Below are 13,953 nucleotides of genomic sequence, written 5' to 3'. Positions count from 1 at the left end.
GAGGAGGAGCCCGTCATGATCATCGACACCCATTTGCATCTCATCGATCGCTCAGCCTTGCGCTATCCCTGGCTGTCAGGCGTGCCGGCGCTCAACCGCGATTTCTCCTATGAGGAATATTCCGTGGAGGCGCAGCGTGTCGGCATCGGGCGTGTGCTGCATATGGAGGTCGATGTCGACCCGGCCGAAATCGAGGCTGAGACCCTTCGGGTCGAAGGGCTGGCACGGCAACCCGGCAGCATGCTGGCTGGAGCGATCGCAGCCTGCCGCCCCGAAGAGGCGGAGTTTCCGGCTTATCTTGAAAGGCAGCGAGCAAATCCGTTCGTCAAAGGCTTCCGCCGAGTCCTCCATGTCGTGCCGGATGATCTCTCGGAAGGCGTACTCTTTCGTGAGAACATCAAGCGGCTTGGCGGCACCGGCCTGACCTTCGATCTCGTCGTGCTGCCGCACCAGATCCCGAAAGCGATCGCGTTGGCCAACCTGGCGCCGGATGTCCAGTTCGTTCTCGACCATTGTGGCGTGCCCGACATCAAGGGTGGAACCGAGCATCCGTGGCGCGAGCACATGAGTGAGATCGCGCGGCGCCCGAATGTCATGGCCAAGATTTCGGGTGTTGTTGCCTATGCCGATCCGGGCAGCTGGACGGCTGAGACGCTGCGGCCCTATGTCGAGCACACAATCGGCGCGTTCGGCTGGGACCGTGTCGTCTGGGGCAGCGACTGGCCGGTCTGCACGCTTGGCGGCGGCCTTTCGACCTGGGTGGCGGCGACCCACGCGCTGCTTTCGGGCTGCAGCATTGCCGAACGCGACAGGCTGTTGTTCGCGAATGCCCGCAAACTGTGGCGGCTCGACTAGACCAGTTCGCTTACGCTTTAGAGGTATCGCTTGATGCCGGAAGAGTCTCCCGGAACAGGCGATTGAGATCGGCAATGACCTCGGCGGCTTTGTGCCGCGAGGCCATTCCGGAAAGAATGCGGTCGGACGCCGCCTGCTGGAACGCCATATAGCCTTCATGGCGCGGCCGCACCCACGCACCCTCCAGCGTCGCGCGCGTGTCGCGATAGAAATTGCCTGTCGCTTCATTGACGGCCCGGTCTTCCCAGGCCGCCGCATGGCCGGGCTGCCCGCCAGCGGCGGCATAGGGACCGCGCTGGACCTCGCCGCTTGCCACCCAGTAGGCGAAGGCGATCGCGGCATCCTTCGCTTCGGCAAAGGCCGATACGGCTATGCCGGTGCCACCAAGCGCCGAACCGATCGGACCGCTGGAGCCGACGACCGGGATGTCGGCGAACGCCAGCCGGTTCGCGCGAAAACCAGACATTGCATAGGAAACATAGCCGTAGATCAGCGGTGCACAGATGATGCGGGAGCCGGCCTCCGCCATGCGTTCCGAAACTGCGATCGGATCCATCTCGAAGCAGGCGGGGCCGACCAGTGCGGCTATCTCGCGCATCGTCTCGAAGACTTCGCCGCCGGCGTCGGCATCGATGAGATCGCCGGACGGGTCCGTTGCGCAAGGGCGGCCAAAATTGCCGGCGAGCGTGTAGAACGCCATCAGCACGTGAGGCGGGCGCAATGGCAGCAGCACCCGGCCTTGGCGGGCTAGATCGAGCACATCGCTCCAGCGCGCCGGCGGCGCGTCGAGCGCGTCCGGCCGCCAGGCCTGGACTTGGCTGGCCGCATCGATCGGGAAAGCCCATTGCCGCCCCTGCCAGTTGTAGCTCGGATAGGACCGGCCGACGCTGCCCGAGGCAAGTGCTGCAAGTTCCGCCTCGCGACCAGCGACATCCAGCGGCTCGAGGCAGCGCTCCGCAGTGATCTGGCCGACATGCGGATGATCGATGACGATGAGATCATAGGCGCGCGCCAGTTCCTCGACCGGGAACGATTCGAAATCCTGCAGCGAGCGCTTGTCCCATTCGATGGTGATCCCGGTCTTCTGCTTCCACAGCGATGAGCAGGCGACCATAGGATCGTAGCCGCGCGGATGGCTCCAGGTCATGCCCTTGAGCGTGGGCACGCTCACAGGCCGAACTCCTCGCGGATTGCCGTACTGTGCTCGCCGATACGAGGCGCTGCCCGATCGACCTTGGCTCTGACGCCATCGACCCGGAGCGGCGAACTGGTGGTCAGGATCGAGACATTATCCTCGCGCGTCACCGTCTGCAGAATATCGAGCGACTGGAAGCCCTCGCTCGCCAGCATCTCCGGCCAGGTCAGCACCTTGGCGCACCAGATGTCGGCCGGCTCGAGGATATCAAGCCACTCGTCGACGGTTTTAGTGGCTATCCGTTGCGCAATAATCGCCTTGATGTCGTCGCGCGCGGTGAACCAGGATGCAGGCAGGTCACGATAGGGCGCCAGCTCGCTAAGTGACAGCAGGTCGGCGAGCTTGGGGATCGGCGTCATGGCGATAGCGAGATAGCCGTCCTTGGCCGGGTAGACGCCATAGGGCGCCGACAGATAGGCATGTGCACTGCGGAAGCTGGAGCGGCGTGGCAAACGCCGGCCGTCGTTGAGATGCGTGGTCAGTACCTCGAACTGGAAGTCGACCAGCGCCTCCAGCAGGCTTGTCTCGATATGGCTGCCCTGGCCAGTGATGCCACGTCGCACCAGTGCCGCCAGAACGCCTTGCGCGCAGGCAGCACCGGCCAGCATGTCGCCGATGGCAAGGCCGAACGGCACCGGCCCCTGGTCTTCGTCTCCATTGAGCCACATCACGCCGGAACGCGCCTGCGCCAGCAGGTCCTGGCCCGGACGCTTGACCCAAGGGCCGTCCTCGCCATAGCCACTGATCGAGGCGTAGACCAGCCGCGGATTGAGCTTGCGAACGGCCTCGTAATCCAAGCCAAGCCGCTCGATGACGCCGGGCCGGAAATTCTGGATCAGCACGTCGGCCTTGGCCAAAAGCCCGCGCAGCGCCTCGAGATCCGCCTCGTTCTTCAGGTCGACGGCAAAACTTTCCTTGGCCCTGTTGATGGCGTGGAAGATGGTGGAATCGCCGCCGATCTCGGTGTCACTGAGATAGAGCCGGCGCGAGAGGTCGCCGCCATCCGGACGCTCGATCTTGATCACGCGAGCGCCGAGGTCGAGCAGCCTCAACGAGCAGTATGGGCCCGACAGGAATTGGCTCATGTCCACGACAATGAGACCGGCAAGCGGCAATTCGGCTGCTGCCGGCATTGCTATTTCTCCGTCTTGCCGACGAAGTCGGCCGGGTTGCGGTACTTCACCGTCTGCAGATGCTCGCAATAGAGAACGAGCTCGCCTTCGCCCTTGAACACTTCGTAGCTGGCGCGGATCAGCCCCATTTCCTTGTAGCGGGGCTTCTTGTCGAGGTTGGTGCGGATCGAATAGATCGTATCGCCGATGAAGACAGGCCTTATAAAGCGGAGCTTGTCATAGCCATAGGAAAAGGCGTTGATGCAATTGGTGGCGACCAGCCCAAGCCCGGCCGAGAAGACGAAAGCGCCGGCGATCAGCCGCTTGCCGAAAATGCCTTCGCTCTCGGCAAACATCTGGTCCTGCACATAGGGGTGAATGTCGAGCACCAGCGTGTTGAACAAATGGCTGTCGCCTTCCGCCATGGTACGCCGCAACGAGCGGATTTTCTGGCCGACCGGCCAGTCCTCATAGAACCAGTTCTCGGCATTCCACACCGGCAGCGCGGCATGGTCCTCAGGCATGTCTTTGGGGTGCGTCGAGGCGACGCCGACGGTAGCCGCGAAGTCGTTCATGGCCGGCTCCGCCAGTCGTGCCGAAGGTCTCGCGCAACCGTTTGAACACGCGTCAAGCCGCCTGAATGCACGCCGTCTCCTCCCGTCAATCTTCTTTTGTAAATATTCTTTTCACATGTGGGATTACGATGCAAGCACGAAGAGGCGAAATGTCAGCCGCCCCCGCGCGCCGAAGTGGCGGCGGGGGAGGGGAGCAATTCATGCGCAAGGATTGTCAGGTATTTGCCTGCGAGGCGCTGAGCGATACCGGGCACGCCATCGAGATCGGCACGCGTCTGTCCGTTGGTTCGCCGAGCGCCCGCAAGCAGCCGCCTCGGACAAAGCTCAGGCCTGTTGTATTGCCGAGAGCTTCCAGTTCGCGCCATTCTCGCGCACGAACGTCCACAACTCGGTCGTCTCTGTCGGGTGGTCACCGTCGCCCTCAACGACCTTGCCGCTGGCCCGCTCGCGCGTCACGTCACGAGACTCGTAGCGCAATGCGGCCGTGGCATAGTCGCGGTCATCCTCGTGCCAGCTTTCCGCAATGTCGGCCTGCAACAAAGTGATGTCCGTCACCTCGTTCCTGAGACCTTTCTGGGCATTGTCGGCCAGCTCTTCCGAGAGATAGGACACCATCTCGGGGGTCGTCGTCCGGCGCAGAGCAGCATGGTCTTCGCGCCCGAAGGCTTCCTGAACATCGGTCAACAGCTGCTGGAATGCGTCGAGGTCGGTCTGGGTCAGCGTGATCTCCTCGGAACCGGGGTCCGCAGAGCGTTCCGAATCGCCGCCAAAGCCGGGAATCGTGAAAGGGCGCGCAGTCTGTTGCTGCGTCGTTGCGCGATTCTCAAACCGCGACGCCTGGGCATTGCCGGCACCGGCGAGCGCATGGGCGGGACCGCGCGCGGATTGCGACCGGAAGAACCTGATAGCCAGCATGATCGCGCCACCAATGAGCAGGGCCTGAAGCAGGAAACCGAACATGCCGGCCAGACCGCCGAAGCCTTGGCCGACGAGCAGGCCGATCAGGCCGCCGAGCAACAGGCCACGCATCATTGTCCCACCGAAGCCGCTCATGAAGCCGGGCCTCTGCATGCCGGCCTGCGGCTGCCGGTTCGCGTCGTTCACACCGGTGTTGGGCGTCATCGAACGCTCGACCGGTGCGGTCGACGCCGGTGCGGTTCTGGTCGGCGGTGCCGATTGGAACGTGCGCATGCCACGACTGCCGAAACTGCCGCCGCGACGGGCCTCGGCATGATCCATCGCGACCATGGAAAATGCGAGGAACAGTCCTGCAAAGAGGGCTGCAAATCGGCTTGTGCGCGAAATCATCGGGATGAACCTTTGTCGATGCGGTATTGAAGTTTTCAGCAAACGCCGGCCCCGGGTGCCGGGCGTCATGCGGTCAATCGAACAACTCTTCGAAAAATGATTTCTTCCGCTTCGGATAGCGGTGGCCCTGCGAGCGGGAATAATCGTCATCGCGCCCTTGGCCATGTTGCGGCTGGGAGAATGCTGCCGGCTGCGGCGCGGGCGACGCCTCCCTGCCGGAACGCTCGATTATCTTGTCGAGTTCGCCTCGATCAAGCCAGACGCCGCGGCACTGCGGACAGTAATCGATTTCGATACCTTGGCGTTCGCTCATCACGAGCGCGACGCGACAGGAGGGGCAAACCATACCAAGCACGGAAGATGTCATGTGGGGCTCCAAACCAAAAGTATTTGAGCCCGCTTGACCGAAAGGAATGGAAACGGGCCCGTTAAAGCGGTCCGACATCACAATCGCCAAAAGCGACTGTCAGAGGGGCCCGGCCCGCACGGCACAGTTAGGAGGGCAGAGTCCCGCCTTCAAGGGCGATGCTGCCGGCAATGGTGATTTGTTCGCCATCTCTGCTCAAACCGTCACCACGATCTTGCCGAACTGCTCGTTCGATTCCAGGTAGCGATGCGCTTCGACGATCTGGTCGAACGCAAAGGTCCTGTCGATGATCGGCCTCAGCGTTCCGCTCTCCAGCCCGTCTAGGATGAACGCCTTGGCCGTTTCCAGTTTCGCCGGGTCGCCGGTGATCTCATGGACGAGGTAGCCGCGCAGCGTCAGCGTCTTGCCCAACACAGCGCCCAAGGGGAACGGCGTCGGCTCGCGGCTGAGGCCACCATATTCGATGAGGATGCCACCGCGTGCCATTGCCGCCGTCAGCGGCTCGAAAACCGGGCCGCCGATCGCGTCGAAGACGACGCGCACGCCTTGCTGCCCTGCGATCTCATTCAGCCGTGCCGACAGATCCTCCTCGGCCGAGACCACGACATGCGACGCACCGGCGTTGAGCAGCGCCTGCTTCTTGGCTGACGTTCGCGTCACCGCGATCACGGTCGCGCCGACCCTGTTGGCGATCTGGATCGCGGCAAGGCCGACACTGCTCGATGCAGCGGTGATGACGACGATATCTCCGCTGTGCAGGCTAGCGATCTCGATCAGCGCCCCATAAGCGGTCAGATACTGCATCCAGACCGCCGCTGCTGTCCGCCAGTCGAGCGATGGCGGGTGCTTGACGACGAGATTGGCGGGATAGGTGACCAACTCGCCATAGGCCGGCCAGCGGATCATTGATTGCGGTGGGATGACACTGACGCTGTCGCCGGGCATAAAGTCGTTCACGCCTTCACCCACCGCCTCGACAACACCCGCCGCCTCGAGGCCAAGCCCCGAGGGCAGCGTCGGCGTCTCGATATAAGCACCGGCGCGCAGCAGTGCCTCGGCGCGATTGAGACCAAGCGCTTTGACGCGGATTTGAACTTCGCCGGGACCCAGTCCGGGAAGCTCGATATCCTCGATGCGCAGAACCTCGGGGCCTCCATGCCGGTGAAAGCGAACTACGCGTGCCATTCGGTATACTCCAAATTATCTGAACCGAATGAGCTATGCAGCTAGGTTGGCCGAGGATAAATGGCTGCAAAGGAGAACAGTAGAAAGCAGGAGTTCCGAATATGGATAGGCTTGAGAGCATGGCAGTGTTCGTCAGGGCTGTCGACCTCGGCTCGTTCGCAGCCGCGGCGGTCGCACTCGATATGTCCGGACCGATGGTTGGCAAGCATGTCCGGGTTCTCGAGGAACGGCTGGGCGTGCGTCTGCTCAACCGGACCACGCGCAGGCAGAGCCTGACCGATTTCGGACGCGCATACTATGAACGCTGCCGCGTGGTGCTGGCCGAAGCCGACGCCGCCGACGCGCTTGCCGCCGACCAGCTTGCGGAGCCGCGTGGAAAATTGCGTGTTACCATGCCGGCACATTTCGGCCGCCACTGCGTGGCACCCGTGCTGCTGCAATTGGCGCGGCAATATCCAATGCTGGAACTGGATCTGTCGCTCAGCGACCGCTTCGCCGACCTCGCCGAGGACGGCTACGATCTTGCCATCCGCACCGGTGCCCTCGACGACAAGGCGGGAGTGATCGCCCGTCGCGTCGCGCGCCAGGGCATGGTCGTCTGCGCGGCGCCCGCTTATCTCCAACGTCACGGCGAACCGCGGCGCATTGAGGATCTCGTCGACCATCAAGCGATTGTCTACCGCCGGCTCGGCCAGATCGTTCAACCGTGGCTGTTTGCGCGCGAGGGGCAACTCACGCAAGAGATCACGCCAGCCGGCCGGCTGCGTCTCGACGATCTCGATGCCATCGCTGACGCGGCTGCCGAGGGCATGGGGGTCGCCTGGCTGCCCTACTGGCTGGTGCGTGACCGCATCCGGGCCGGAGCGCTGGTGGCGCTGTTGCCGGATGAGACGCGCTTTCTCTACGACTGCTACGCGCTTTGGCTGCAGACGCCGCATTTGCCATTGAAGGTGCGGCTGGCCGTGGATGCACTGGCCGCCGCCTTGCCAAAATCGATGGCCTGATCAGGCCCCTCATGTCTGCATGGGCAAGTGGGTACGGGCGAAAACGCGATCGCCGATACGGGCGGCCTGACCTCGCGGTTCGGTCGTGCCCCTCCTGATATTCGCTCTTGGCCGGAACTGCGGGTCGTCGGAAATGATGCGGTCGATGCTCGTGGCGCCGGCCGGAAACGCGCAGCCCAGACTGATGCAGACGTGATTGGGGCCGACCAGGTCGGCAAGACATCCGATGTGGTCGGGCCAGACTGTCCGACACGGATTTGATGGGCCCAGAGCTTATGAAACGGCGCAAAAATCATTTTGCCGAGCCAAACGCCTTGTGCAATGTGGGGATGGAGGATCGAAATCGTGCCATTCGTCACCATCGGCGGCATCACGCTGCACCATCGCCACATCAAAGCGACCGGCAATGTGCGCCCGATCATATTCATCAATTCGCTGGGCACCGACTTCAGGATCTGGGACGACATTGTCTCGGCGCTTGATGGTGAGATGCCGCTGCTGGTCTATGACAAGCGCGGCCATGGGCTGTCCGATATCGGCGACATCAGTTCGATCGACGATCATGTCGATGACCTCTCAGGCCTCATCGATCATTTCGGATTGAGCAAGGTCGTGCTGTGCGGCCTGTCGGTGGGCGGCTTGATCGCGCAAGGCTTCTATCGCAGGCGCCCAGAAATGGTCGAAGGCCTGATCCTGTGCGACACGGCCCATAAGATCGGCACCGCCGAAAGCTGGAACGCACGCATCGCCGCGGTCAAAAGCAAAGGCATTCAGGAGATTGCCGGCGCGGTGCTCAAAACGTGGTTCACGCCGGCCTTCCACGCGCAGCGTCACCCTGACCTGAACGGTTATTGGAACATGATGACCCGGCAGGCGCTTACCGGTTACATCGGCACTTGCGCGGCCGTTCGCGATGCGGATTTCACCGACAGCGCGCGGCGCATCGCGGTACCGACGCTCTGCGTCGCCGGCGACCAGGATGGCTCGACGCCGCCCGATCTTGTGCGATCCCTGGCCGACCTTATCCCCGGCGCGCGCTTCGAAATCATCGGCGACGCAGCGCACATTTCTTGTGTTGAACAGCCAGAGGCACTGGTCGCCCTGATCCGCGATTTTATCGCATCGCTTGCCTCCGGAGCCGAAACCGATGGATGAAGTCCCCGTCAACGAAGCCAGATATCGCGCCGGTCTCGCGATGCGCCGCTCGGTGCTAGGCGATGGCCATGTCGACCGCGCCGAGCTCGCCGCCACCGATTTCGACCTGCCTTTCCAGGAGCTGATCACCGAGGCGGCCTGGGGCACGGTGTGGGCGCGGCCGGGTCTCACCAAGCGCGAACGTTCGATCGTCACGCTGGCGCTGCTGGCCGCACTCGGCCATGATGAGGAGGTGGCCATGCATGTGCGCGCCACCGCCAACACCGGTGCTTCGCGCGACGATATCTGCGAGGCGTTCCTGCATGTCGCCATCTATGCCGGCGTGCCGGCCGCTAACCGTGCCTTCAAGATCGCCAAGGACGTGTTTTCGGAAATGGACGGAGCCAAGAATGCCCGCTAAGTCCGGCTCGAACCGGAGGCCCGAGACCGGCGCCTTCTTTCAGCGCGACCGGACATGGCATCCGCCGGCCCTGACGCCGAACTACAAGACTTCGGTGCTGCGCTCGCCGCAGAAGGCGCCGCTCGCTTTCGACAACACACTGTCGGAAATAACAGGTCCTGTCTTCGGCCACGCCATGCTGGGCGAACTCGACGCCGACCTGATCCACAATTTCGCCGGACCCGGCGAGAGCGCTATCGGCGAACGCATCATCGTCTACGGGCGGGTGCTCGACGAGCGCGGCGTCGGCGTGCCCGGCGCGCTGCTCGAATTCTGGCAGGCCAATGCCGGTGGCCGTTATCGCCACAAGAAGGATGGCTACCTGGCGCCGCTCGACCCGAATTTCGGCGGCTGCGGCCGTGCCATATCAGGCGAGGATGGCGGCTATGCGTTGCGCACCGTCAAGCCCGGTCCCTATCCCTGGCCGAACGGGCCGAACGACTGGCGGCCCTCGCACATCCATTTCTCGATCTTTGGCCATGGCTTCGCGCAGCGGCTGGTCACGCAGATGTATTTCGAGGGCGACCCGCTGATCTGGCAGTGCCCGATCGCGCGCGGCATCCCTGACAAGGCAGCCGTCGAGACGCTGATCGCCGCGCTCGACATGCAAGCGACAATCCCCTTTGATGCGCGCGCCTACAAGTTCGACATCGTGCTGCGCGGGCGGCGCTCATCGCTGTTCGAAAACCGGCTGGAGGGCAATTGATGGCCCAGTCGCTCGACCGGCTGAAGGAGAGCCCCTCGCAGACCGCGGGACCATACGTCCATATTGGGCTGACGCCTAATCTCTGCGGCATCGGTGGCGTCTATGCGAGCGACCTTGGCGCCACCATGGTCAACGACAAGACCAAGGGTGAGCGCATCGGTCTTCGAATCCGGGTGCTCGACGGCACCGGCACGCCGCTCAAGGATGCGCTGATCGAGATCTGGCAAGCGGATGCGGACGGGCTTTACAACTCGGCGGTCGAGTTGCGCGGTGCTGCAGATCCGAATTTCTTCGGCTGGGGCCGCTGCCCGACCGACATGGACACCGGCCTGTGCACGTTCGAGACGATCAAGCCGGGCCAGGTGCCGTTCAGGGATGGCAGCCTGATGGCGCCGCACATCACGCTCTGGATCGTTGCGCGCGGCATCAACCTCGGCCTCCACACACGGCTCTATTTTTCCGACGAGGAAAAGGCCAATGCCGGGGATGCGATCCTGGCACGGATCGAGCACCGCATCCGCGTGCCGACGCTGATCGCCGAGCGCCAGGGCGATATTTATGTGTTCGACGTCCATCTCCAGGGGGAGAAGGAAACGGTCTTCTTCGACAGCTAGGAGATCCGCGACATGACCGTATCGCCTTTCGATCATCCGCTGCTCTCCGCGCTCCTTGGCGACGACGAGGCATCAAGGCATTTTTCGGTCGAGGCGGAAATCGAGGCCATGCTGGCGTTCGAGCGCGCATTGGCCGAAGCGGAAGCCGAAAACGGGATCATCACTAGGGATGCGGCGGCAGCGATCGTGACGGCACTGGGCTCTTTCCGGCCGGATACCGCCTTGCTTAGGGCCGCTGTTGCCAAAGACGGCGTCATGGTGCCGGAACTGGTACGCCAGATCAGATCGGCAGTCGGGAAACCGCATGGCGATTTCATTCATTTCGGCGCGACCAGCCAGGACGTCATCGACACCGGCCTTGTGCTCCGGCTGAAGTCCGTCGTCGAGCATCTCGGGCTGCTGCTGACCGAGACCATCATCCGGCTCATCTCATTGGAGGAGCGCTTCGGGGGCAGGGGGCTGACCGGCATGACCCGCATGCAACCCGCGATCCCCATTCATATCGCGGATCGCGTTGCGGCGTGGCGGGCACCTCTGCAGCGACATCAGGAAGGACTGTCGGGACAGTCCAGACGTTTGCTGGTGGTGCAGTTTGGCGGCGCTGCCGGCACGTTGGAAAAGCTTGGCGATAAAGGGCCGGCGGTACGCGCGGCCCTTGCCGCAAAGCTCGGCCTTGGCGACGCATCGCAATGGCAGAGTCAGCGTGACGCGCTCGCCGAGTTTGCCGGCCTGATGTCGTTGGTGACGGGCAGCCTTGGCAAGTTCGGCCAGGACATCGCGCTGATGGCGCAGGGTGGAACCGAGATCGAACTGTCGGGTGGCGGCGGCTCGTCTGCCATGCCGCACAAGCAGAACCCGGTGAAGGCCGAAGCGCTGGTGGCGCTGGCCCGCTTCAACGCCACGCAGCTCTCCGGCATGCATCAGTCGCTTGTGCACGAGCAGGAGCGCTCGGGCGCGGCATGGACGCTGGAATGGCTGTTGCTGCCGCAGATGGTCGTCGCGACCGCCGCGTCGCTGCGCCTTGCCGCCGAACTCGCCGCACAGGTCGAAAGTCTCGGCCACTGATGCGCAGCCAGGTCGTTATCATCGGTTCGGGACCGTCCGGCCTGCTGCTCGGCCAACTGTTGGCTGGCATCGGCGTCGAGACGATCATTCTGGAACGGGCGACCCGCGAGCACGTGCTTGGCCGCGTACGCGCCGGCGTGCTCGAACAAGGCACTGTCGAATTGCTGGAGGAAGCGGGTGCTGCGGCACGGCTGCACGCCGAGGGACTGCTGCATTCCGGCATCTCGCTCGCCTTCGACGGACGCCTGCACCGCATCGACCTTACCGCCCTCACCGGCGGCAAGCATGTCACCGTCTACGGCCAGACTGAAGTTACGCACGATTTGATGGACAAGCGCGACGCGGCAGGACTGACCACGATCTATGAGGCGGCCGATGTCGCGCTGCACGATTTCGATTGTGAGGCACCTTTCGTCACCTATGACAGGGACGGCGCAACGCATCGTATCGACTGCGACTTCATTGCCGGTTGTGACGGCTATCACGGCATCAGCCGCAAATCTGTGCCAGCGGATGCGCTAAAGACCTTCGAGCGGCACTATCCGTTCGGCTGGCTCGGCGTGCTGGCCGAAGTTCCGCCGGCCGATCGTGAACTGGTCTATGCCAATCACGAGCGAGGTTTCGCGCTTTGCTCGATGCGTTCGACGCATCGCAGCCGCTACTATGTGCAGTGCCCTGAGGACGATCGCGTGGAGGCGTGGTCGGACGAGCGCTTCTGGGACGAGTTGCGCCGCCGCTTGCCGGAACAGACGGCGGCAAGTGTCATCACCGGCCCATCCTTCGAGAAGTCGATCGCACCGCTGCGCTCTTTTGTTGCCGAGCCGCTGCGCTTCAACAGGCTTTTCCTGGTCGGTGACGCCGCCCACATTGTGCCGCCGACCGGCGCCAAGGGCCTCAACCTCGCTGCCAGCGACGTGCGCTATCTCTTCGCCGGTCTTCGCGACTTCTACGTCGAGAAATCACACGCCGGCATCGATGCCTATTCCGGCAAGGCGCTGGCGCGGGTCTGGAAGGCAGTGCGCTTCTCCTGGTGGATGACAACGATGCTGCACCGCTTTCCCGACACCGGCGAGTTCGGCCAGCGCATCCAGGAGGCTGAACTCGACTACCTCGTGCAGTCGCGTGCAGCTTCGACCGCGCTTGCGGAGAATTATGTCGGCCTGCCTTACTGAGGGCCGCGGATCATTCGGCGCCTTGCTGCCTGGCAAAATCCAACAGGATCGGGTGCTGCCCCTTGAGGATCTTCGCCTCGGCCTCGGGCAAGGTGAACCAGCCCGCTCTGTCGATTTCCGGGAACTCCTTCAGGAATCCTGACTTTGGCGGCCATTCCATGGTGAAGATGTTGCTCTTGATGGCAAGCACGTCGATGTCGACGGTCGGTTCGACAGACCAGGCCACGACGATCTTTCCGCCCGGTTGCCTGTAGTCGCCGAGGCGCGTGAAGGAGCCGTCGATCCTGACGCCGAGCTCTTCCTCGGTTTCTCGTTGCGCTGCCGCCAACTCGTCCTCGTTCTCGCCGACGAGGCCCTTCGGTATCGACCACGCACCGTCGTCTTTCTTCGTCCAGAACGGCCCGCCCGGATGAACCAGCAACACCCTGAGATCGCCGTCGCTACGGCGATAGATCAGCAATCCAGCACTCCGTTTTGCCATTGTGATGCGTCCGTTTGCGATGTTGGCAACGAAGACTTGCATTCCTATCGACTGTGCGTGATCGTTGGTCCGAACCTTGCTTCACAGCATTGCGACGCTATGTCAGTTGCATCTGCATTGCGCCTCACCCACGAGTCCGGCAATCTGATAAATCGCTTATTTGGCGGCTCGAAGGCTAGGTGACGATGCAACTCGGTCTTGTTGGCTACTACAGCGACTTCGTGGTCTATCCGCTGGTTATCGCCGCACTAGCAGTTGCAGGGCTGATCGAGGCCGGCGAAGACAATGCGACAGGCTGGATCGGCACGGTCCTCGCTTGTCTCTTCCTCTGGACGCTGACCGAATACATGCTGCACAGGTTCGTGCTTCATCACATTCCCTACATCAGGGACCTGCACGAGCGTCACCATGTCGAGGAGCGCAGTTCTGTGGGCACTCCGACCTGGCTCAGCCTCGGTGTGCATGCGCTGGTCGCGTTTGTGCCTGTCTGGATGGTCTCAGGTTTCGCAACCGCAAGTGCCGTAAGTTGCGGGCTGATGCTGGGGTACCTCTGGTACATCAGCATCCATCACATGGTTCATCACTGGCATCCCAGCCATCCGAGCTATCTCTACACCCTCAAGCGCCGCCACGCCGTGCATCATCACATCGACGAATCGGCCAATTTCGGTGTCACGTCGGCATTTTGGGATCGGCTCTTCGGCACGGCGCGGCTCTGAT

General features: G+C 62.9%; 16 protein-coding genes. 9 read left to right on the top strand and 7 right to left on the bottom strand.

The window, feature by feature from the left end:
* Positions 1-15: 15 nt before the first annotated feature.
* Positions 16-855 (top strand): amidohydrolase family protein, encoded by an 840-nt coding sequence (locus tag NKJ01_RS03585; RefSeq protein WP_352726159.1) that lies wholly within the window; start codon positions 16-18, stop codon positions 853-855.
* Positions 856-865: 10 nt separating this feature from the next.
* On the opposite strand, the gene NKJ01_RS03580 is transcribed toward NKJ01_RS03585, so the two are convergent.
* The 6 genes from NKJ01_RS03580 to NKJ01_RS03555 form a co-directional block, all read right to left on the bottom strand.
* Positions 866-2,026 (bottom strand): extracellular solute-binding protein, encoded by a 1,161-nt coding sequence (locus NKJ01_RS03580; RefSeq protein WP_352726157.1) that lies wholly within the window; start codon positions 2,024-2,026, stop codon positions 866-868.
* A complete protein-coding gene (locus NKJ01_RS03575; protein ID WP_352726155.1) occupies positions 2,023-3,183 on the bottom strand; it encodes a CaiB/BaiF CoA transferase family protein in 1,161 nt (386 codons plus the stop codon). The genes NKJ01_RS03580 and NKJ01_RS03575 overlap by 4 nt, the downstream gene beginning before the upstream one ends.
* Positions 3,184-3,185: 2 nt before the next feature.
* Positions 3,186-3,737, bottom strand: coding sequence for a MaoC family dehydratase (locus NKJ01_RS03570; protein ID WP_023756694.1), 552 nt, complete (start codon positions 3,735-3,737; stop codon positions 3,186-3,188).
* A gap of 324 nt (positions 3,738-4,061) precedes the next feature.
* Entirely contained in the window at positions 4,062-5,045 is a 984-nt protein-coding gene (locus NKJ01_RS03565; protein ID WP_352726153.1) for a Tim44 domain-containing protein, read from the bottom strand.
* Between the two features lie 73 nt (positions 5,046-5,118).
* Entirely contained in the window at positions 5,119-5,412 is a 294-nt protein-coding gene (locus NKJ01_RS03560) for a TFIIB-type zinc ribbon-containing protein (RefSeq protein WP_023756692.1), read from the bottom strand.
* A 195-nt stretch (positions 5,413-5,607) separates the two neighbouring features.
* Positions 5,608-6,597 carry a zinc-dependent alcohol dehydrogenase family protein gene (locus NKJ01_RS03555; protein WP_352726151.1) on the bottom strand — a complete coding sequence of 330 codons (990 nt, stop codon included), beginning with the start codon at positions 6,595-6,597 and terminating at the stop codon, positions 5,608-5,610.
* 101 nt (positions 6,598-6,698) lie between these two features.
* Between NKJ01_RS03555 and NKJ01_RS03550 the strand changes: the two genes are divergently transcribed.
* The 7 genes from NKJ01_RS03550 to pobA all read left to right on the top strand — a co-directional run bounded on the left by NKJ01_RS03550 (position 6,699) and on the right by pobA (position 12,752).
* Complete coding sequence (locus NKJ01_RS03550) at positions 6,699-7,601, top strand: LysR family transcriptional regulator (protein ID WP_352726149.1); 903 nt, start codon at positions 6,699-6,701, stop codon at positions 7,599-7,601.
* A gap of 345 nt (positions 7,602-7,946) precedes the next feature.
* A complete protein-coding gene (pcaD, locus tag NKJ01_RS03545) occupies positions 7,947-8,756 on the top strand; it encodes a 3-oxoadipate enol-lactonase (RefSeq protein ID WP_352726147.1) in 810 nt (269 codons plus the stop codon).
* Complete coding sequence (gene pcaC / locus NKJ01_RS03540; RefSeq protein WP_352726145.1) at positions 8,749-9,156, top strand: 4-carboxymuconolactone decarboxylase; 408 nt, start codon at positions 8,749-8,751, stop codon at positions 9,154-9,156. Before pcaD ends, pcaC begins: the two co-directional genes overlap by 8 nt.
* Entirely contained in the window at positions 9,146-9,901 is a 756-nt protein-coding gene (pcaH, locus tag NKJ01_RS03535; RefSeq protein ID WP_352726143.1) for a protocatechuate 3,4-dioxygenase subunit beta, read from the top strand. Before pcaC ends, pcaH begins: the two co-directional genes overlap by 11 nt.
* On the top strand, positions 9,901-10,515 hold the full coding sequence (pcaG, locus tag NKJ01_RS03530) for a protocatechuate 3,4-dioxygenase subunit alpha (protein ID WP_352726141.1): 615 nt from the start codon (positions 9,901-9,903) through the stop codon (positions 10,513-10,515). The genes pcaH and pcaG overlap by 1 nt, the downstream gene beginning before the upstream one ends.
* Positions 10,516-10,527: 12 nt before the next feature.
* On the top strand, positions 10,528-11,580 hold the full coding sequence (locus NKJ01_RS03525; protein ID WP_352726139.1) for a 3-carboxy-cis,cis-muconate cycloisomerase: 1,053 nt from the start codon (positions 10,528-10,530) through the stop codon (positions 11,578-11,580).
* Positions 11,580-12,752, top strand: a complete 1,173-nt coding sequence (gene pobA / locus NKJ01_RS03520; protein WP_352726137.1) for a 4-hydroxybenzoate 3-monooxygenase — start codon at positions 11,580-11,582, stop codon at positions 12,750-12,752. Before NKJ01_RS03525 ends, pobA begins: the two co-directional genes overlap by 1 nt.
* Before the next feature lie 10 nt (positions 12,753-12,762).
* On the opposite strand, the gene NKJ01_RS03515 is transcribed toward pobA, so the two are convergent.
* A complete protein-coding gene (locus NKJ01_RS03515) occupies positions 12,763-13,233 on the bottom strand; it encodes an NUDIX hydrolase (RefSeq protein ID WP_352726135.1) in 471 nt (156 codons plus the stop codon).
* A 185-nt stretch (positions 13,234-13,418) separates the two neighbouring features.
* Here NKJ01_RS03515 and NKJ01_RS03510 point away from each other — a divergent pair, with 185 nt between their 5' ends.
* The gene (locus NKJ01_RS03510) at positions 13,419-13,952 is read left to right on the top strand and encodes a sterol desaturase family protein (protein ID WP_352726133.1); all 534 of its coding nucleotides are present in this window, start codon (positions 13,419-13,421) and stop codon (positions 13,950-13,952) included.
* The last annotated feature ends 1 nt before the right edge of the window (position 13,953 follow it).

Origin of the sequence: Mesorhizobium sp. M0276 (genome assembly GCF_040321755.1) — a bacterium.
In the GTDB taxonomy this organism is placed as follows: Bacteria; Pseudomonadota; Alphaproteobacteria; order Rhizobiales; family Rhizobiaceae; genus Mesorhizobium.
This window is presented reverse-complemented; position numbering and strand designations above follow the sequence as displayed.

Bases quoted from the DNA above. Each gene is read 5' to 3' on its own strand.
- pcaH (WP_352726143.1), top strand. From the start codon at position 9,146: ATGCCCGCTAAGTCCGGCTCGAACCGGAGGCCCGAGACCGGCGCCTTC.
- pcaG (WP_352726141.1), top strand. From the start codon at position 9,901: ATGGCCCAGTCGCTCGACCGGCTGAAGGAGAGCCCCTCGCAGACCGCG.
- NKJ01_RS03550 (WP_352726149.1), top strand. From the start codon at position 6,699: ATGGATAGGCTTGAGAGCATGGCAGTGTTCGTCAGGGCTGTCGACCTC.
- NKJ01_RS03585 (WP_352726159.1), top strand. From the start codon at position 16: ATGATCATCGACACCCATTTGCATCTCATCGATCGCTCAGCCTTGCGC.
- pobA (WP_352726137.1), top strand. From the start codon at position 11,580: ATGCGCAGCCAGGTCGTTATCATCGGTTCGGGACCGTCCGGCCTGCTG.
- NKJ01_RS03555 (WP_352726151.1), bottom strand. From the start codon at position 6,597: ATGGCACGCGTAGTTCGCTTTCACCGGCATGGAGGCCCCGAGGTTCTG.
- NKJ01_RS03570 (WP_023756694.1), bottom strand. From the start codon at position 3,737: ATGAACGACTTCGCGGCTACCGTCGGCGTCGCCTCGACGCACCCCAAA.
- NKJ01_RS03575 (WP_352726155.1), bottom strand. From the start codon at position 3,183: ATGCCGGCAGCAGCCGAATTGCCGCTTGCCGGTCTCATTGTCGTGGAC.
- NKJ01_RS03525 (WP_352726139.1), top strand. From the start codon at position 10,528: ATGACCGTATCGCCTTTCGATCATCCGCTGCTCTCCGCGCTCCTTGGC.
- NKJ01_RS03510 (WP_352726133.1), top strand. From the start codon at position 13,419: ATGCAACTCGGTCTTGTTGGCTACTACAGCGACTTCGTGGTCTATCCG.
- NKJ01_RS03515 (WP_352726135.1), bottom strand. From the start codon at position 13,233: ATGGCAAAACGGAGTGCTGGATTGCTGATCTATCGCCGTAGCGACGGC.
- NKJ01_RS03560 (WP_023756692.1), bottom strand. From the start codon at position 5,412: ATGACATCTTCCGTGCTTGGTATGGTTTGCCCCTCCTGTCGCGTCGCG.
- pcaC (WP_352726145.1), top strand. From the start codon at position 8,749: ATGGATGAAGTCCCCGTCAACGAAGCCAGATATCGCGCCGGTCTCGCG.
- NKJ01_RS03565 (WP_352726153.1), bottom strand. From the start codon at position 5,045: ATGATTTCGCGCACAAGCCGATTTGCAGCCCTCTTTGCAGGACTGTTC.